Annotated in this window: 8 protein-coding genes, 3 tRNA genes and 2 pseudogenes; 5 read left to right on the top strand and 8 right to left on the bottom strand. The window is 34.0% G+C overall.

Annotated elements, in window-relative coordinates; all coding sequences use genetic code 11:
- Positions 1-540 precede the first annotated feature (540 nt).
- Both V3565_RS06220 and V3565_RS06215 read right to left on the bottom strand, forming a co-directional pair.
- Positions 541-813 (bottom strand): hypothetical protein, encoded by a 273-nt coding sequence (locus V3565_RS06220; RefSeq protein ID WP_455478303.1) that lies wholly within the window; start codon positions 811-813, stop codon positions 541-543.
- The gene (locus V3565_RS06215; RefSeq protein WP_455478302.1) at positions 810-3,182 is read right to left on the bottom strand and encodes a mechanosensitive ion channel domain-containing protein; all 2,373 of its coding nucleotides are present in this window, start codon (positions 3,180-3,182) and stop codon (positions 810-812) included. Before V3565_RS06215 ends, V3565_RS06220 begins: the two co-directional genes overlap by 4 nt.
- Before the next feature lie 627 nt (positions 3,183-3,809).
- Here V3565_RS06215 and secD point away from each other — a divergent pair.
- From secD to V3565_RS06200, 3 genes are all read left to right on the top strand, one after another.
- A complete protein-coding gene (gene secD, locus V3565_RS06210) occupies positions 3,810-6,323 on the top strand; it encodes a protein translocase subunit SecD (RefSeq protein ID WP_455478301.1) in 2,514 nt (837 codons plus the stop codon).
- Positions 6,324-6,428: 105 nt separating this feature from the next.
- Entirely contained in the window at positions 6,429-8,183 is a 1,755-nt protein-coding gene (gene ybaL, locus V3565_RS06205; protein ID WP_455478300.1) for a YbaL family putative K(+) efflux transporter, read from the top strand.
- A gap of 24 nt (positions 8,184-8,207) precedes the next feature.
- Entirely contained in the window at positions 8,208-9,152 is a 945-nt protein-coding gene (locus tag V3565_RS06200; RefSeq protein WP_455478299.1) for a lysylphosphatidylglycerol synthase transmembrane domain-containing protein, read from the top strand.
- A gap of 352 nt (positions 9,153-9,504) precedes the next feature.
- Here V3565_RS06200 and V3565_RS06195 read toward each other — a convergent pair whose 3' ends face one another.
- On the bottom strand, positions 9,505-11,085 hold the full coding sequence (locus V3565_RS06195; protein ID WP_455478298.1) for a TerC family protein: 1,581 nt from the start codon (positions 11,083-11,085) through the stop codon (positions 9,505-9,507).
- Between the two features lie 475 nt (positions 11,086-11,560).
- Here V3565_RS06195 and V3565_RS06190 point away from each other — a divergent pair.
- Positions 11,561-11,636, top strand: a tRNA-Lys gene (locus V3565_RS06190).
- 194 nt (positions 11,637-11,830) lie between these two features.
- Here the strand turns inward: V3565_RS06190 and V3565_RS06185 are convergent.
- A pseudogene (locus V3565_RS06185) lies at positions 11,831-12,097 on the bottom strand (late control protein); the annotation flags it as partial.
- A gap of 119 nt (positions 12,098-12,216) precedes the next feature.
- Here V3565_RS06185 and V3565_RS06180 point away from each other — a divergent pair.
- Positions 12,217-12,486 (top strand): annotated as a pseudogene (locus V3565_RS06180) (helix-turn-helix domain-containing protein); the annotation flags it as partial.
- Between the two features lie 358 nt (positions 12,487-12,844).
- Here the strand turns inward: V3565_RS06180 and V3565_RS06175 are convergent.
- The 4 genes from V3565_RS06175 to V3565_RS06160 all read right to left on the bottom strand — a co-directional run bounded on the left by V3565_RS06175 (position 12,845) and on the right by V3565_RS06160 (position 16,654).
- Positions 12,845-15,637 carry an autotransporter outer membrane beta-barrel domain-containing protein gene (locus V3565_RS06175; RefSeq protein ID WP_455478297.1) on the bottom strand — a complete coding sequence of 931 codons (2,793 nt, stop codon included), beginning with the start codon at positions 15,635-15,637 and terminating at the stop codon, positions 12,845-12,847.
- A 431-nt stretch (positions 15,638-16,068) separates the two neighbouring features.
- Positions 16,069-16,145 (bottom strand) — tRNA-Arg (locus V3565_RS06170).
- A 36-nt stretch (positions 16,146-16,181) separates the two neighbouring features.
- On the bottom strand, positions 16,182-16,487 hold the full coding sequence (locus V3565_RS06165; RefSeq protein WP_455478296.1) for an ETC complex I subunit: 306 nt from the start codon (positions 16,485-16,487) through the stop codon (positions 16,182-16,184).
- A gap of 90 nt (positions 16,488-16,577) precedes the next feature.
- Positions 16,578-16,654 (bottom strand) — tRNA-Pro (locus tag V3565_RS06160).
- Positions 16,655-16,987 lie beyond the last annotated feature (333 nt).

The raw sequence follows: 16,987 nt of genomic DNA, 5'->3' as shown, positions 1-16,987 counted from the left end.
AGCTATAAAATGTTTTCTTTCCTACGACCGCCTGTAAAAAAATTTATATAGAAGCATTAATCGTTGTATAATTATCAAAAATATATAATCCTATTACACTAGAATACATCAGCTAAAATCTGAAAATACAACACTACTTAATACTGTGTTTTACATAAAACACTAATAAATATTATGGTTATTTTTCATTTAGGTTCTTGTTGAAATCGATCCTTTAACACTTCAAGGAACTAGCTGAGTTTTTCATAGATCCAAGATATAGTATATTCACTAAAACACAGTATTAAGACGCAATCTGTTGCTAAATTCACAATGACCTAAAAAAGGCCATTTGCAAACAACAAGCCAAACAAAACAGCCCCTCATCTCTAAATCTTCTTTATTCTACAATCAAAGCTTCAACAATTATTGTGATCATGCCATACTATTTTTCTTTTCATTGGACATTTGTCTACAGAGAAGAAACGAAAAACTTACAGTGAACACAAAGGAGATACTACTACTTTTTAACGCTTTAATAAATAAAAATCTTAAAATAGTTTATTTAAAAATCGCTCTACCTTCATTAATTTCTATATTATCCTCTGCTTTTACTGCAAAATTATCTTTATTTGGAAAAGTGATAAAACAACCTTTAAGACAAACTGTAATTATTTGATTACTATTTAATGAAATAGTTGTAGACGTAATACCTTCTGAAATAATAAACGACTGTACTTTTAAATCCGTATTTTTCACAATTGCGGCAAACGCTGTCATTGTCAAAATATTTAATAACATGGCTGCAACAACAACATAAACATGTCTTCTCATTCTAAAATTCCTTCTTCGGAAAAACGTTTATATAATGCAAAGCGAAGAGAATTAACCACCTTAGAGGTAGAGGTAATATTAGGAACATATATAGCCAGATTAAATGAAAATTTCTTACTATCAAATGCGGTAAAACTTACCTGTGGCATAGGATTTTTTAAAATTCCTTCCGTTTCAGACGCAATCTCTAACAAAATTTCAACAATATGTTCTGGTGCGATATTAGGTGAAACAGTAATAGGGATATCAATCCTCCCCATTTTGCTACGTCGTGTCCAATTACTTACATTATTGTTAATAAGACTTGAATTAGGAATAATAATCGTCTTACGCTGAAATGTCTCAAGCTCTGTTGCACGTACACTGATACGTTTAACAATACCACCTACTGATCCAGATTCTACATAGTCACCTAATTTAAACGGTCTTCCAATCAAAATAATAAGCCCAGATACAAAATTTTGAACAATATTTTGTAAACCAAAACCTATACCAAGTGAAAGACCTCCAGCAATGAGTGCAAAATTTCTAAGATCCAAACCTGCCATTGACAACCCTATCAATGCAGATACGACAATACCACAGTAACTCATAACTGTTTTGATAGAATTACGCACACCTGAATCAAATTCCCCACGCGCCAACACTAAATCATCCAACCAATTGATAAATCGGCGGATTACAAACAAACAGGCGAAGAAAACAGCAGCTCCTGTTATAATAGAAATCAAGGAAATAGATACATTTCCAATTTGAAAACCAGTAATTAACTGCCATAAAACTGCTCTTAAATCAGAATATGAAAATCCAAATTGGACAATAATCGGCACAATGCAAAATACAATAACAAAAAAATGGAGAAGAACGCTAATAACAATCCCCAATTTATCCATTGTTTTTTCTTCCAAATGCAATCCCTGCATTAAAATGCGACCTACGCTTGTTTTTATAAATTGACCTTTAAATCCAATAGCTTGCGAACTTTTTATCCCAAAATACATTAAAACTAAAAATGCACCACTAATAACAATCTGCTGCATAATAAAACGCGCTAAACCAACATAACCCAAAAAATCCATCACGATGAGTAATAGTCCCAATAAAATAATGGGAATGCGCATGTAAAACGGCCAAAGTGTAGGCTCTCTTTCTTTACTGTTAGAACGACCACGGCTAAAATGAAAAGGTACAGACGAAATTATAAACAGCAGCATTGCTACAAAAAAAACAGCAATAAAACTTTTTGCAATTGTTAAATAAAGAGAAGCTGAAATTACTTCATAAACACTATCCAAAATGGAATCAAATGCCAAAATTCCACCCATACAAGTCAACAAAATTATCAATTGATATGCGGCCAATGGCGGAACATTTAAAAGCTGACCATGCGGCCTATTTGATGACAAAAGAACAACTGCTAAGCGATTTATAAAAAAGACCAAGCTAATCTGACATCCAACTGTATAAAATACTGTTGTGAGTTTCCCGAGATCTAAGCCAAAATTGCGAAATAAGAAAAACACAAGATAAACACAAACAACGCAAATAAACGAAGGAAGGAGGATTGATATAAAAGAAATCAATAAGCGCTGAAAATATGATGCTTCCTCATTACACTTAGTAACATGATAATGCACATGCATAAAAATTTTACGATAAAAATAAGAAAAAACCAAAACAACGAAAAATGGAATCAAAAAAGAAAGAAACAACTGTAGTGGTTTAAAGTACGATACAGATTTCCACCAAGAATTCAACAATACAACAAAATCAGATACAGCCTCTCTAGTTTTTTCTATGGTATATTTGATCATTGGTATTGAAAAATCAAACCTGTATGTAAGCCTGTGTTTAAAAAGTTCCCGAGATTGAAAAATGGAAAGTTCAGCTATTCTGTTTGTAGCTAAAAATATTTCTTCAAATTGGCGAACAGTGCTATTAATTTTCTCTTTTTGCTCCATAAGATAATTGTATTCTTTATTTTGACTTTTCAATTTTTTTTGATCACTATGAAGCTCTAATAACTGATTAAGAAGTACATTAATATCATTAAGGGGAGCGCGTAAAACGAGCGCTGATTCTATAGCGCGTTTACTGATGTCTTGTGCTCGTAGTCGCAACTCTGCCAAAGCATGCTCATCTTCCAATTTGCTTTCAAAATCTTTTTTCAAAATTTCTGTATCTTGTTTAAGAATTTTGATAACTAACTGTTGTTGCTGAATAATTTCGCTAGCCGAATTTACAATTACTGATTGTCCAATTATTGCATCTTGTGATACCGAATATCCCCATGCACAAGAATCAAATAAAATAACAATTCCAACAATGAAAAAAAGAATGCGTAATCTTTTTTGAAAAAATAAATACATATCTGCCTTAAGTACAAATTACACCGAACATTTCCTTTCTGAAAATATGGCATGAAACAAATATTTTCAACTTTTGTAGAATACTCTTTAAAAGCTTTCCTAAATCCTATAATACTTATAAGATAGATAATCGTATCAGATTAAACTTAGTGAGATTAAAGAAAGCGCTGCAGCATGCTTTTTTTTGCATTTATACTGCAAAAAAAGGATTTTTCTCTTTTACAACTTGGCTACTTTTATCCATTTTTGACATATTGTTGACAAATAATTTAGGAGTACAAACTTATATTATCGAACAATCACATCTCAATTATATAACTGAAACCAACACACCTAGTATAGAAAATTAGCATGAGAAATCAGATTTTACAACGAATGCAAACCAAAAGTTTGTAACGCTTCATACAGATTATATTTTGCCTATCAGTTCTTTTCAAAATATATTAAGCATTGAATAATGTTTTCGATGGATAGCACAATGACTTGTACACAATTTTATAACTTTAAAACACAATATTTTTTAAATAAACACGCTCCCCCTGTCGCTTGAACTATGCAACCATCATTCTATGTGAATTCTGAATTTAACTTTAATTACCATTAAATTACCTATTAGTGGAATACATTATGCGTACACCCAACTGGTTGATCACCTTCTATTGTTTTATTCTTTTAAGCAGCATCTATGTTGCCTTGCCTAATTTATTCTCGCAAGAACAAATTAAGAATTCAAAGTTCTTACCTAACACTCATGTAACACTTGGGCTCGACCTTCAAGGAGGATCTTCTCTTTTACTCGAAGTCGATGCCAAAACACTAAAGCGCGATCAACTGCATGGAATTTTGGGTAATGTGCGTAGAACCCTACGTGAAAAACAAATCCAAACAGCAAGTGTTCGTATCATCGAAGACAGCATAATCGTCATTCTTTCCGATCCCACACAAAATGAACAAGCCATCTCTGCTTTGAAAACATTGATTACTCCTATCAACAGTAGTTTTGGCACTATAATCCATGATATTGCCATCAGTGCCCAAAATGAAACTCTCCGTGTAGCATTAACTGAAGCTGGTGTTAAAGATCGTATCAGCAATGCTATCGAACAAAGCTTAGAAATCATTCGTAGACGTATTGATCAAGTGGGAGTTACCGAGCCAGCTATTCAAAAAGTGGGAATTAATCGTATTATGGTTCAATTGCCTGGTTTACAAGATCCAAAACAGCTACGCAATCTTTTAGGAACAACTGCCAAGATGAGCTTTCATCTTGTACCTTCAAACGTAGACATAAATAATCCACCTATAGGCGTTTCAATCCTTCCCGGATACACTGATGAAACACAACGCTACGCAATTTATGATCAGATCGCCTTAGATGGAAATGTACTTAAAGATGCCCGAGCAGGTTTTGACCCACAAATACCAGGACGTTCAATTATATCATTTACCATGAATTCCGCTGGATCGAAAATATTTGCAGATATAACACGACAAAACATTAACCGTCCCTTTGCAATCGTTCTTGATAATAAAGTTTTGACTGCTCCTACCATTAATGGTGTTATTCCCAATGGACAAGGTCAAATTACAGGAAATTTTGATCCCAAAGAGGCATCAACTTTAGCTGCCCTTCTCCGAGCCGGCTCTTTACCAGCACCGCTAACCGTAATTGAAGAGAGAACCGTAGGTCCAAATCTTGGTGCTGATGCTATCCAAATAGGTCTTTACACAGGCATTATAGGATTTTTTCTTGTTACAATTTTTATTTTTCTTCTATACAGAATTTGGGGTATAATTGCTAATATAGCTCTAATATTACACACTATTTTAACATTTGCTGCATTAAGCCTTCTTGGTGCTACACTTACACTACCAGGTATTGCTGGGATTATTTTAGGCATCGGTATCGCCGTTGATGCTAATATTCTAATTAATGAACGTATCCGTGAAGAAAGCAAAAAAGGTATCAGCGCTTTTGCTGCCTTAGATCGTGGATTTCAACAAGCTTTTGCAACCATTATAGATGCTAATGTTACTGCAATTATTGCAACTATCTTACTATTTTGGTTTGGAACGGGTCCTGTTCGCGGTTTTGCTGTAACAATGTTGCTTGGTATTATCATCTCTATGTTCACTAATGTTATCATAGTGCGCATTTTTATGATTTTTATAGTTCGTAAATGGAAAATAAAAACTCTGAATTTTCATTCTATATTCAATATTATTTCCCAAAATACAACTTTTCGCTTTATGAAGGCTCGCTTCATCGGAATTGGCGTATCAATTATTTTGTCTCTTGCTTCAGTTTTTCTATTCTTTAAACCTGGTTTGAATTTTGGAATTGATTTCATTGGCGGCAGTCAAATAAGTATTACCACAAAAGAACCAGCAAATTTAGCAGATCTGCGTTCAAAACTCTCTACTCTTAATATTGGTGAAATTACTCTGCAAAATATCGATAATATAAACACCGTTATGATCCGCATCCAAAAACAAAGTGGCGGTGAAGCACAACAAACTATTGCCATTGATAAGGTAAAAACAGCCGTACAAAACATCTATTCAAACGTTATATTTGATCAAATAGAAGTTGTTGGCCCTAAAATTTCAGGTGAACTTGCAACAGCTGCCTTTACCGCTGTTATTCTAGCAGCAATTGCCATGTCACTCTATATATGGCTGCGCTTCGAATGGTTCTTTGCACTCGGAGCAATTATTACACTCACGTTAGATACTACAAAAATGATTGGTTTTTTCGCTTTGTTTCAATTTGATTTCAATTTAACTGCTATTGCTGCTCTTTTGACGATTGTTGGTTATTCTATAAACGATAAAGTTGTTGTCTATGATCGAATGCGTGAAAATATGCGCCTTTATAAAAAAATGCCACTACGTGAACTGATTGATCTTTCCATTAACCAGGTTCTGATACGCTGTCTTTTTACATCAGCCACCACAGTTTTAGCTATGCTACCTATGGCAATATGGGGTGGAAGTGCTGTTTACAACTTCGCATGTCCTATGGTTTTTGGAATTATTATTGCAACGTCATCCTCAATCTTTATCGCAGCCCCTATTTTATTATTTTTAGGTACTTGGTGGCATGAACGAAATCATCGTACGAACGTTAAGCTAACATGAAAACGCCACTTAATTCAGTATGACATACTATTTCTTTGTTTTCATGCAAGAATTATTGTAGCCATTTAAACTAATTTATTTTTTTGTAAAAAGTCTTGAACAATCATGCTCCATGATACCCCACTTATTACAACTATCGTTTTAGGTTTATGTTTAGCATTTCTTTTGGGAATGATTGCTAACCGTTTACGCATCTCTCCATTAGTTGGATACTTGTTAGCTGGTGTTATTGTAGGACCCAATACAGGTGGATTTAAAATAGATTCCATGATTATTAATCAGCTCGCTGAAATTGGTATAATTTTATTAATGTTTGGTGTTGGATTACATTTTTCATTAAAAGATCTATTATCTGTAAAAGCAATTGCTATACCTGCTGCTATTGCACAAATGCTTTTTTCTACTTTTCTAGGTTTATGTCTTGGTCTCATTATGGGATGGGGAATAAGTGGTAGCTTAATCTTTGGTTTAGCTTTATCAATAGCAAGCACTGTTATAATGTTGCGTACTTTACAAGAACGCCACCTTATTGAAACAGAAAAAGGACGCATTGCTGTTGGTTGGTTGATTATTGAAGACTTGGCCATGGTTCTTATACTGGTTCTTATACCATCATTAGCAAATATCTTTGGCAACACAAAGAAAGAAACTATAGATCCTCTAGTTCAATGGTTAGACCTGAATATTTGGGGAATTTTTGGTCTCACTATCCTAAAAGTCATTGTATTTATTGTTCTTATGCTCGTTATTGGAAGGCGAATTATTCCATGGTTATTAAAAGTCAGTGCACAATCAGGATCACGTGAATTATTTCGTCTTAGCGTCTTTGCTATTGCATTAGGAGTTGCTTTTGGAGCAGCTCATTTATTTGGTGTTTCTCTGTCTCTTGGTGCTTTTTTTGCCGGTATGGTTATGAGTGAATCAGAGTTAAGCCATCGTGCAGCAGAAGAATCCTTACCTCTTAGAGATGCATTTTCTGTTCTTTTTTTTGTTTCTGTAGGTATGTTATTTGACCCAGGAAAAATATTGACAAATTTTTTCCCTCTCTTAGCAACACTATTAATTATTGTACTAGGAAAATCTGTTATTGCCTTTTTTATCATAAAAGCTTTTCGCTATTCTAATAAGACAGCTCTAACAATCTCTGCCAGTTTAGCCCAAATCGGAGAATTTTCTTTTATCCTTGCTGGCCTCAGTTTAAACTTTGGATTTCTAAATAATGACGCTCATGACTTAATCATTGGGAGCGCAATCCTTTCTATTTTACTCAATCCTTTTGTGTTCATTATCTGTGATAAAATTAAAAAATATCTGGAAAATCTTCCTATAAATTTACAGAATATGCAGACAATTATTGATATTGATTCGGAAGAATCTGAACAAGATTCTCTTCCAATCACATCAAAAATCAATCATATTGTTATTGTTGGTTACGGACGTGTTGGTAGATACATCGCATTATCTTTAATGAATAGAGGTGAATCTGTAATAGTAATAGAAGAATCAAAACGCCTTACCGATAAAGCTGTTGAAGATGGGATAGAAGCAATTTGCGGCAACATCATTAAACAGGAGATAATGGATGCTGCAAATGTTGGTGGTGCATGTAAAGTTGTTATTACAATGCGAAGCACTATTGAAGTGGGACAATGCATAACAAATATACGTGATATCAAAAAGGATATCATAATAATTGCTCATACGCTGTCTGATACAGAAGCATCCTATCTCACCGATTTGGGTGCAGATGTTGTAATAACTGATGATGATGAAGTTGCTAATGGTATTATTAAGCATATACTTGAACAGCAATCTTTATTTAATCCAAATAACTGTGCATTAAATTTAAAGAAAACATAAATAGAAAAAAATGGATAAAGAAGCGTGAAAACAAAGCAATTTATATGGCCATTTGTTGGTATTTTAACAATGCTAATATCTATCCGTATTCTTTATATAAAACTGTCTGCCATTTCTTTCAGTGATGTACTTGGGCGCTTGAGTGATTTAAGTACACATCATTGGCTGTTGGCATGTTTGTGCTCTTTTATAGCTTATGCTGCTCTTGCTGGATATGACAGAATTGCTTTGCAACATCTTGGTCATAAGATATCTTGGATTTTTATTGCTATATGTTCATTTACCACATATGCACTCTCGCACAATATTGGTGCTTCAGTTTTTTCTGGTGCAGTCGTACGCTATAGAGCCTATAAAATGAAAGGATTAAATGGAACAGAAATTGCAATATTGGTAGGCTTTTGCTCTTTTACTTTCGTGATAGGTACAATTTTACTTTCTGGTATTGTTTTAATTTTGAAGCCAGAAATTATTACTTTAATCAATGATAATATTCCTGAATGGCTTGGGACAACAATTGGCACAGTTTTACTTGGTTGTATAGCACTTTATACCTTTGGCAGCTGGCTTCAGTTAAAACCTCTACATTTAGGAAAAAAAATTCAACTTTCCTATCCAAGACTTAAAATTGTCATTCAACAACTTCTTATTAGTCCTATAGAACTTTTAGGTGCAGCTGGAATTATATACTCTGTCCTCCCACACAATGAAAATGTTCATTTTATTTTAGTACTTGGTGTTTTTCTTGCATCTTTTACCATAACTCTTCTTTCAAATGCTCCAGCTGGAGGAGTTGGTGTTCTTGAAGCCTTATTCATAACCGGTATGCCCAGCGTAGACCCAACCGATGTAATTGCGGCGCTTATCGTATTTAGGATACTTTATTTAGTTATACCATTTATTATATCATTATTTGTTGTAGCAATTTTTGAAATTCAGCAATATTGGAAGCGAACACGTAGCACATAACAAAATAAGAAGGTAGGGATTTACATTATTCTTTTTATGTTTGTAACCATTAGTAACAGCAATGTTGTCTAATTTTGTTTTACGTGTGATTCAACATATTTCCGCTGTATCTTTTTCTCAAAGTCTGAAAATTAGCCAGTTTAAAACTCATGCAGAAAAATTACTGTTTTCATAAATTACATGAATCGATTTCAAATTGAGTGTATAATGTGTTTTATTATACTTTCAAGCTACAGAATAAATAAAAGAAGCTTGTACGCTACTTAACGAAAACAATAATTTTAGAATAGTTGACTGATCTACTATTCCCGTAAATTTTTAATTTTTTGTGATAATCATTTTAACCCTTATCTTAAGAAGATGATCTATTTTTTTCCTGCAATACGAGTGGAGAAATAAGAATCTTAGATATATTTCGATGGTGCATTTCAATAACTTTAAAGCGTAAACCATCTGTTTCGAAGCTTTCACCTTCATTTGGCAAATGCCCAAAACGCCAAAGCATAAACCCCGCTAAAGTAGTATAGCGATCTGATTCATCAACAAGATTACGCTCAAGGTAACCACTTAAACGGCGTATATCAGCATATCCTTCAACAAGGAGACTTCCATCATCAAGTTTTTCTGCTACAACAGGCTCTTCATCATCATCAGGGAAATCACCTGCAATAGCCTCAAGAATATCCGTTGGTGTTGCAATTCCTTCAAACGATCCATGCTCATCAACAATAATTGCAAGCTGAATTGAAGAACGCCTTAGTTGTTCCATTAATCGTAAAACGCTTGTATTTTCATGAACAACTAGCGGTTCACGCATAGCTTTTTTCCAATTGATCTTTTTTCCCTCAGCCAAATTTAAAAGAAGATCCTTTGTCAAAGCAACCCCAACAAATTCATCCACTTTTTCACGTGCAAGAATTAAGCGGCTATGTTTAACTTGTTGTAATTCTTCACGCATTTCATTTTCATCACCATTCAAATCTAGCCATTCAATTTCATTACGTGGTGACATAATAGAACGAACAGGGCGATCAGCCAAATCAAGAACACCACGAATCATCTCTTTTTCTTCAGGTCGAAAAATCTCAGAAGCTGCAGCTCGTTCAGCAATAACATCTACGGTCTCACTAAGATTACCATCCTTTTTTCCACCACCCAAAAGCCTCAATACAGCATCAGCTGTTCGACTTCGTAAATCATTTGTTATAATCATCTTCTCACGATTACGGCGTCCAATTTGATTAAAAGCTTCAATAAGGACAGAAAAACCAATAGCCGCGTACAGATACCCTTTTGGAATATGAAAACCAAATCCTTCAACAATGAGTGTAAAGCCTATCATCATCAAAAAACCAAGACAAAGAATTACAATAGTAGGATGACGATTAATAAAACGCATAAGGAGACCAGATCCATACATCATCACACCCATAGCAGCGATTACGGCTATATACATAACGGCTGCCTGCTCCTTAGCAATCATACCTGTTGCAGTAATAATACTATCAAGCGAAAATACAGCATCAAGCACAACGATTTGAACGATGACCTGCCAAAAAACAGCATATGTAACATCTGTTTCTCTTTCATGTATCTCACCTTCTAATCTTTCATGTAATTCTAATGTTCCTTTTGCCAGCAAAAAAGCTCCCCCACCAATCAAAATGAAACTATGCCAACTAAACGCAAAAGATGAAATTGAAAGAATTACTGTATCAAGACTCATCACCCAACCAATAACGGTAAGAAGGAAAAGTCGCATAACTAATGCTAAAACTAAACCTATCAAGCGCGCACTGTTGCGCAAATGCAGTGGTAATTTTTCTGCTAAAATAGCAATAAAGACAAGATTGTCTATTCCCAAAACAATTTCGAGAAAAATTAAAGTAACTAGGCCAAACCACGCATTAGGATCAATGATCCATTCCATCATAGCTCACCCTTGAACAAAGTCTTCAAAAGCTTAAATGCACGCAATTCACAAAACAAATCCATGAGCCTTAATCTACACAATTGACTGATAACATTAAATGCAAATGGATTTAATCTCAAAATAATAGACTGAAAAAAATCGCCTAAATGCAAATAATCATTGATGAAATTCATAAAACAAAATAGCAGCTCATACCGTCTGCAACCATAAGAAGGTTCCCCTAAGTTTTGTTCGGGCATTATGCTCGGTGATCCTCCAACTACAATACCACATAATAATTACAATATTTATTTATAGAGGTCACTATAATGGTTCTATTTTTGTATAAGATCAAGGGGTAACAGCATATTTAATTATACACCTTAGGTTAACCATGGCTGTTATTGTTCCCATATGAAAAAATAACAAAATCACCTAGACATCCTTTCTTCAGAACGCTATAGAATCTCTTATTCTAATCGTTTTAAATGAGTATGGGTGATTAGCTCAGTCGGTAGAGCAGCTGACTCTTAATCAGCGGGTCGCGGGTTCGATTCCCTCATCACCCACCAATCCTTAATTTTCAATAAGTTAATCGTCGCAGCTTACCACCTTTATAGCTTACCACCTCGTTTTGCACAAATTTATTTTTTTCAAAGTGCTTTTAAGAGGTTCTAAAAGGATCTTCAATAACTTTTCAAAGAGTCTTCAAACCCTCTAAAATGAAGATTATTTTCTTTTCCTCACAAGCATTATTTGAACAAATTTAATTTTCCGATTCTTCCTTTCTCTTTTCTGGGGCTTCTAAGATAATTTCTATGGTATAGCCGCTGGCTTTCTCATAATAATGGATCACCGTTGAGGCTTTCCATGGTTCATTCATTTCTTCACAAAACTCTCGTAACAAAAGAGGCTAGCCAGCCATAATTTCCGGTCGACCTTCTAATGTCAAAGAACCACTTCCTATGGCACAACACATCCTATCCCCTTCTGAGGCTGCTACCGCTAAAGCCTCCTCTAAAAATAACAGGCAGTAATTAGAGGCATAAATCAATATAATTATTTAATCAAAAATTATATTGATTTTTATATAATTTTTAGGCACGTTCAGAAATAGAATAAAAAACAAAATTAGCAAAACGCTTTCGCGAAGTGCGACGCATCCTTGGTTTTACAAAGCGTAAGCAATTTGCAAAGAATTTTGGTATAACCGCTAGATCTATAAGAACTTATTAAACCGGTATAAGTGAACCAACAACCTCTTCTCTCTCTAAATATTAAAAGATATGCGGTGTTTCATTAAACTAGCTTATGACTGGCAATGATGAAATTTTCACAGACATAGCTAAAGCAGTAGGTTTTAAATCACAAACTATCCCTTATAGCCTTATGAAAAAGCTTGATTGCATAGCTTATACGACCTAATGCTCCTCTAAAAGAAAAACTTATAGAAAATCTTTTCTGCTCTTTTAATAAAATACGCATTTAACGATAAAAATACACATAAAAACAATAAATTATCACTTGTTTTTAACGAATCTTACTTTTTCCCACTTACTACAAAACATAGTGTCAAACTACAATTATTTCTAAACTGTTACAGAACAAGAAAAATATTAAACTTATATCTTAACTCTATCTTATAACTCTTTTTTTCTGCAGTATAATATACTTATCAGTATCAAAAAAATCTTACAAAAACTGCAAAAAGATCATTGCTGGAATAGCAAAAATAAAATAGATAAAGTAATAAGTTAATTATAGATCTTTATAAAATTAATTAAAAATGATAACGCAATCCACCAGAAAAATTAATCCCTGAGAAACCAGCTTGTGTAAGCTTATGCTTGTAGATAAAATCACTCTGAATTGTAATTTTGGGAGATAATTGTGAATGGACACCAAACCCAATCTCTAAAGAAGAACCAAAAGAACCTAACTGAAAAGGATCTTTAAAATGCGCAAATTGTTTTCCTTCGAAACTATGAGCAAAATGCAAATTACCATAAAAAGAAACCGTGCGATTCTTATCCAATCGAACAAAAGTTTTTGTTAAACTCCCACCAACACGCATCATCCATTTATCAGGATTTCCTATCTCAATATCCAAACCATCAATATCACGTTCCTTATTAAACCGAAGATATTGGTAAATAGACTGAATCTGCGGATCAAAAACAAGACCTTCATACCTAGTCATAAATGTTTTACCAATAGTCAATGAAGAGCTGAAAGAGCTTCCTTTTAATGTTGCGACCTTTCCTTTAGCAGAAGTTAGGATATCACCTCTAAACAAACCATAAGATAAAAGACCATCCACATAAACCCCCACATCATGTTTCATGCTACCATATGCTGTAACTAACCATCTATCTAACGTACTTTTTTGACTTTTTTCAACATTCTGAGGAGACAAAGAAAATTTTCCATAAATCCCCATAACTCCAAAGGATGTGTGCTCAGCTGTACTTAATAAAATATCTGCCTTAATAGCGCTATAATCTAGATTTCCTCCATAACCATATTCAAGTGCAGACAAATTTGAAGAATAACGGTAATTACCGCTATAACCACGTAAAAATAAAGAAGGTGATTCATTTATTTTTAACAATTTACTGGAAACAGTTCTTATCATAGTTAATTGATTGTTTTGATTACTGATATCCAATAAACCAACTTGAAACAAAGAATTTGGCAATAACAAATAAGTTGGAACCTGTGGCACAACGGCCATTGTTCTTGATTCAGTGTGAGAAGAAGAATCAGATGCAGATAAAATTAACCCGTCTGGAGTAGATAGAGTGGGATGAGCACGTTTATTCTCGAGTCGAAAATCCCAAAAATCTTCATTACCTTCAACTAACCTTTGGCTGGTGCGTGAACGACCAAGAGAAGAACTTGGACCATATGCACGGAGATAATATTGATAAGGTAAACCATCCAATGCAATATAACCGCCACTCAGCTGAAAAGAATCCTCCTCTGCTTTTCCAGAAACCTGAATAATTGAAATGTCTTGAGCATTTTTACCATTCACTATTTTTTCTTGATTTCCTACGATAATTTGCACATGCACTGTGCTTCTCCCTGAAACATCACCATGAATCAAAAGCCTATCAGTTCTCTGATGATCAAGAGAACCATCACTATTGATATACGTATTAAGATAAAGACGCGCATTACCTTGCGCATTATAAACTTCACCTGATCCATTTCCAATACGGAGCACTTGATATTCATGAGATGTTGGATCTTCAAAAGCAATAGCACTATCAGAAAGCTTTACAAAAGAAACAGATGAATTTACACGATCAAAGTCTTGCAAATTTCTTTTTTTTCTTTTTGTTAGAAGCCACTGTGAATCCTCTGTTAAATAAAGTTCAGCAGTGGAATTACCAGAAATACGAGCACCTCCTGTAAGTGAAGAGGAATTAACTAAAAGCGTTATAGAAGATCCTCTCTCAGACGTTAACAATAAATCACCAGAGATTGTCGTACCTTTGAATGCTGCAATATAACCGCTACTTTTGCTGCTATGAATAGCTGTACCATCTAATACTTCAAAGGCTGTCCTTTTTAACACAACAATTCCTTGCTCGTACTCGTTATTTCCTCTCTTCATATCCAAGTGTATACCATAATTGTCACCGGTAACTGTAATTTTTGAATCTTCAATATTAACATGAGAAACTAAAATATTCTCTTCTGTTCCAGTATTTGATGGCGCGTTAGCATCAAGTCCAATCCATAAACCACGAACATTAGACGCAACAACGCTGCTGTTCTTTAAATTGATAGAACCATATTGATTTATATTTAAAACTGCATGAGAAATTCTATCTTCTTCATCTCTCGTTTTCTTATTTTTTGCAGTAACGATAATCCCATCTAAAGTTGCATTTCCTTTAGTACTAACATAGAGTGCAGCAGCATTTGTCGTATCAATTGCCCCATACAACATATTAATATCCGCACCAATTGCGCTAAAAATAGCTGTTCCTTTATTGGTTTCCTGAGCGTCTACCTTAATTGTCGCTCCCTTTAAAATAACAGATGTTCCTTTATTTTCTGCATAAACACCTACTTTTGTCGCTCCAATTATTCCACGATTTATCTCAATCTCTCCACCATTAGCCTTCAAGCCAACTGGAACATCCTTAAAGGTTGAATCGTATAAAACAACTTTTCCGCCCTTTGATACAAATACACCATTGCCGCTTTTAACTACGCCATTGGTATCTTTATTACTTGCATCATTCGTACCTTTCACTTGAATGCGCATAGCTTGGATAACTGTACCTGACTCCTGCGCCATTATAGCAGCAGGCAGCATAAAAGATCCATTTCCCTTTTTTTCTTCTTCTAAAAATTCAATGATGTTGTATACTTTATCAGAAATTACATGCTTCTTACGATCATTACATCTATAAGACAATTTGTCTTCTTTACATGAGAATAATATGGGTGATTTAGAATCAGAACCTGCCTCAACATCTGCATTCGATAAAAAAGAAAACATAGCTGCTGTAAAAACGCATGAATGTAAGTGATTTCTAGATATTTTAACTATCATTCCTTCTGAAACTTTCTTTTTTCAACAAAAAATTATAATATAAAACACGATAGGTATAAAACCTATAATACATTTTGATTAAGCTACCATAAAAAGTGAAAAAATTATGATCTATGATTATGATCGTGCAAAAAATTAGCATAAAATACAATTCAAGTGATATAGCAAGATTTGTTTCAGATAAAATATACCATAAAGAGAAACAAGATTTTTTTAAGTATGATAAAATACGGATTAAATTCTAACGATAAACATAATAGAATAATTTAATGTTCTATTTTTATAATCTATTATGGATTTTATATTTTAAAGAAAATGATTCGAAGTCGTGCGATAATTCGAAGTCGTGCGATAAATAGAAACTTACCCAATAAAACAAAATACCTGAATCTTACGGTATCTTATAATAATTCATCGACTTTATCTAAATCTGGTGATCCCGACAGGATTCGAACCTGTGACCCACGGCTTAGAAGGCCGTTGCTCTATCCAGCTGAGCTACGGGACCAATTTATCATTTTCTTAATTCAAAACGGCATAATCACTAATGTGTCCAAGATTGTTGCCTATCGCAACGAAAATTATCGGAATAAGAAATAGAGCGACGAATTTGCTTAGATGATTTTTCTACGCGATAAGGGATAGCATTCCTGACTGCGAAAGCAACGGCCTCTTCCTTCATATTAAACCGAATTTTTACCTGATTATTCATATCAGATGTTGCCGTGTATTTCATGAGAGGCTCAAGCATTTTTGCTCGCGCTGGCTCATACTGCAAAATCCAAAAACCAGTATTTCTTTTACCTGACTGCATAGCTGTTTTCGCAGGACTATAAATACGTGCAATCATGATAATTTTCCTTCAAACTACACAAAGTATTTGATGACAATTAATTTACCATCCCCACTCAATTGAGCTACTATCCTATACATACAAACGTGGTCGGAGCGATAGGATTCGAACCTACGACCCCCTGATCCCAAATCAGGTGCGCTACCAAGCTGCGCTACGCTCCGCCATTTTTACTTATCCAATGCACATCTCCTAAAATTTTAGTAACAGAAGTGCAAGAGTAAAACACATTTTTTTTTAAATTTTGTTCTATTTTTTTATAAATAATAACTTTTATGTTAAGCAATACGTTGTTGATGGAGATTAAAAAGTGATATCCACAAAAGAAAAAATTCTCTCCCTATAACAGGGCTAATTAATTTTTATATAAAAATACACAATTATTAATACTATTTTTAGAATAGCTTCAATTACCTTCAGCAATATGCAACTTTAGAATCAAAATAGTTTAATAATAATAAAAAATTGATTTAAAATCTCTACTTCTTTATTCTTTT

The sequence above is a fragment of the Bartonella sp. B10 genome, from assembly GCF_053794435.1.
This window is presented reverse-complemented; position numbering and strand designations above follow the sequence as displayed.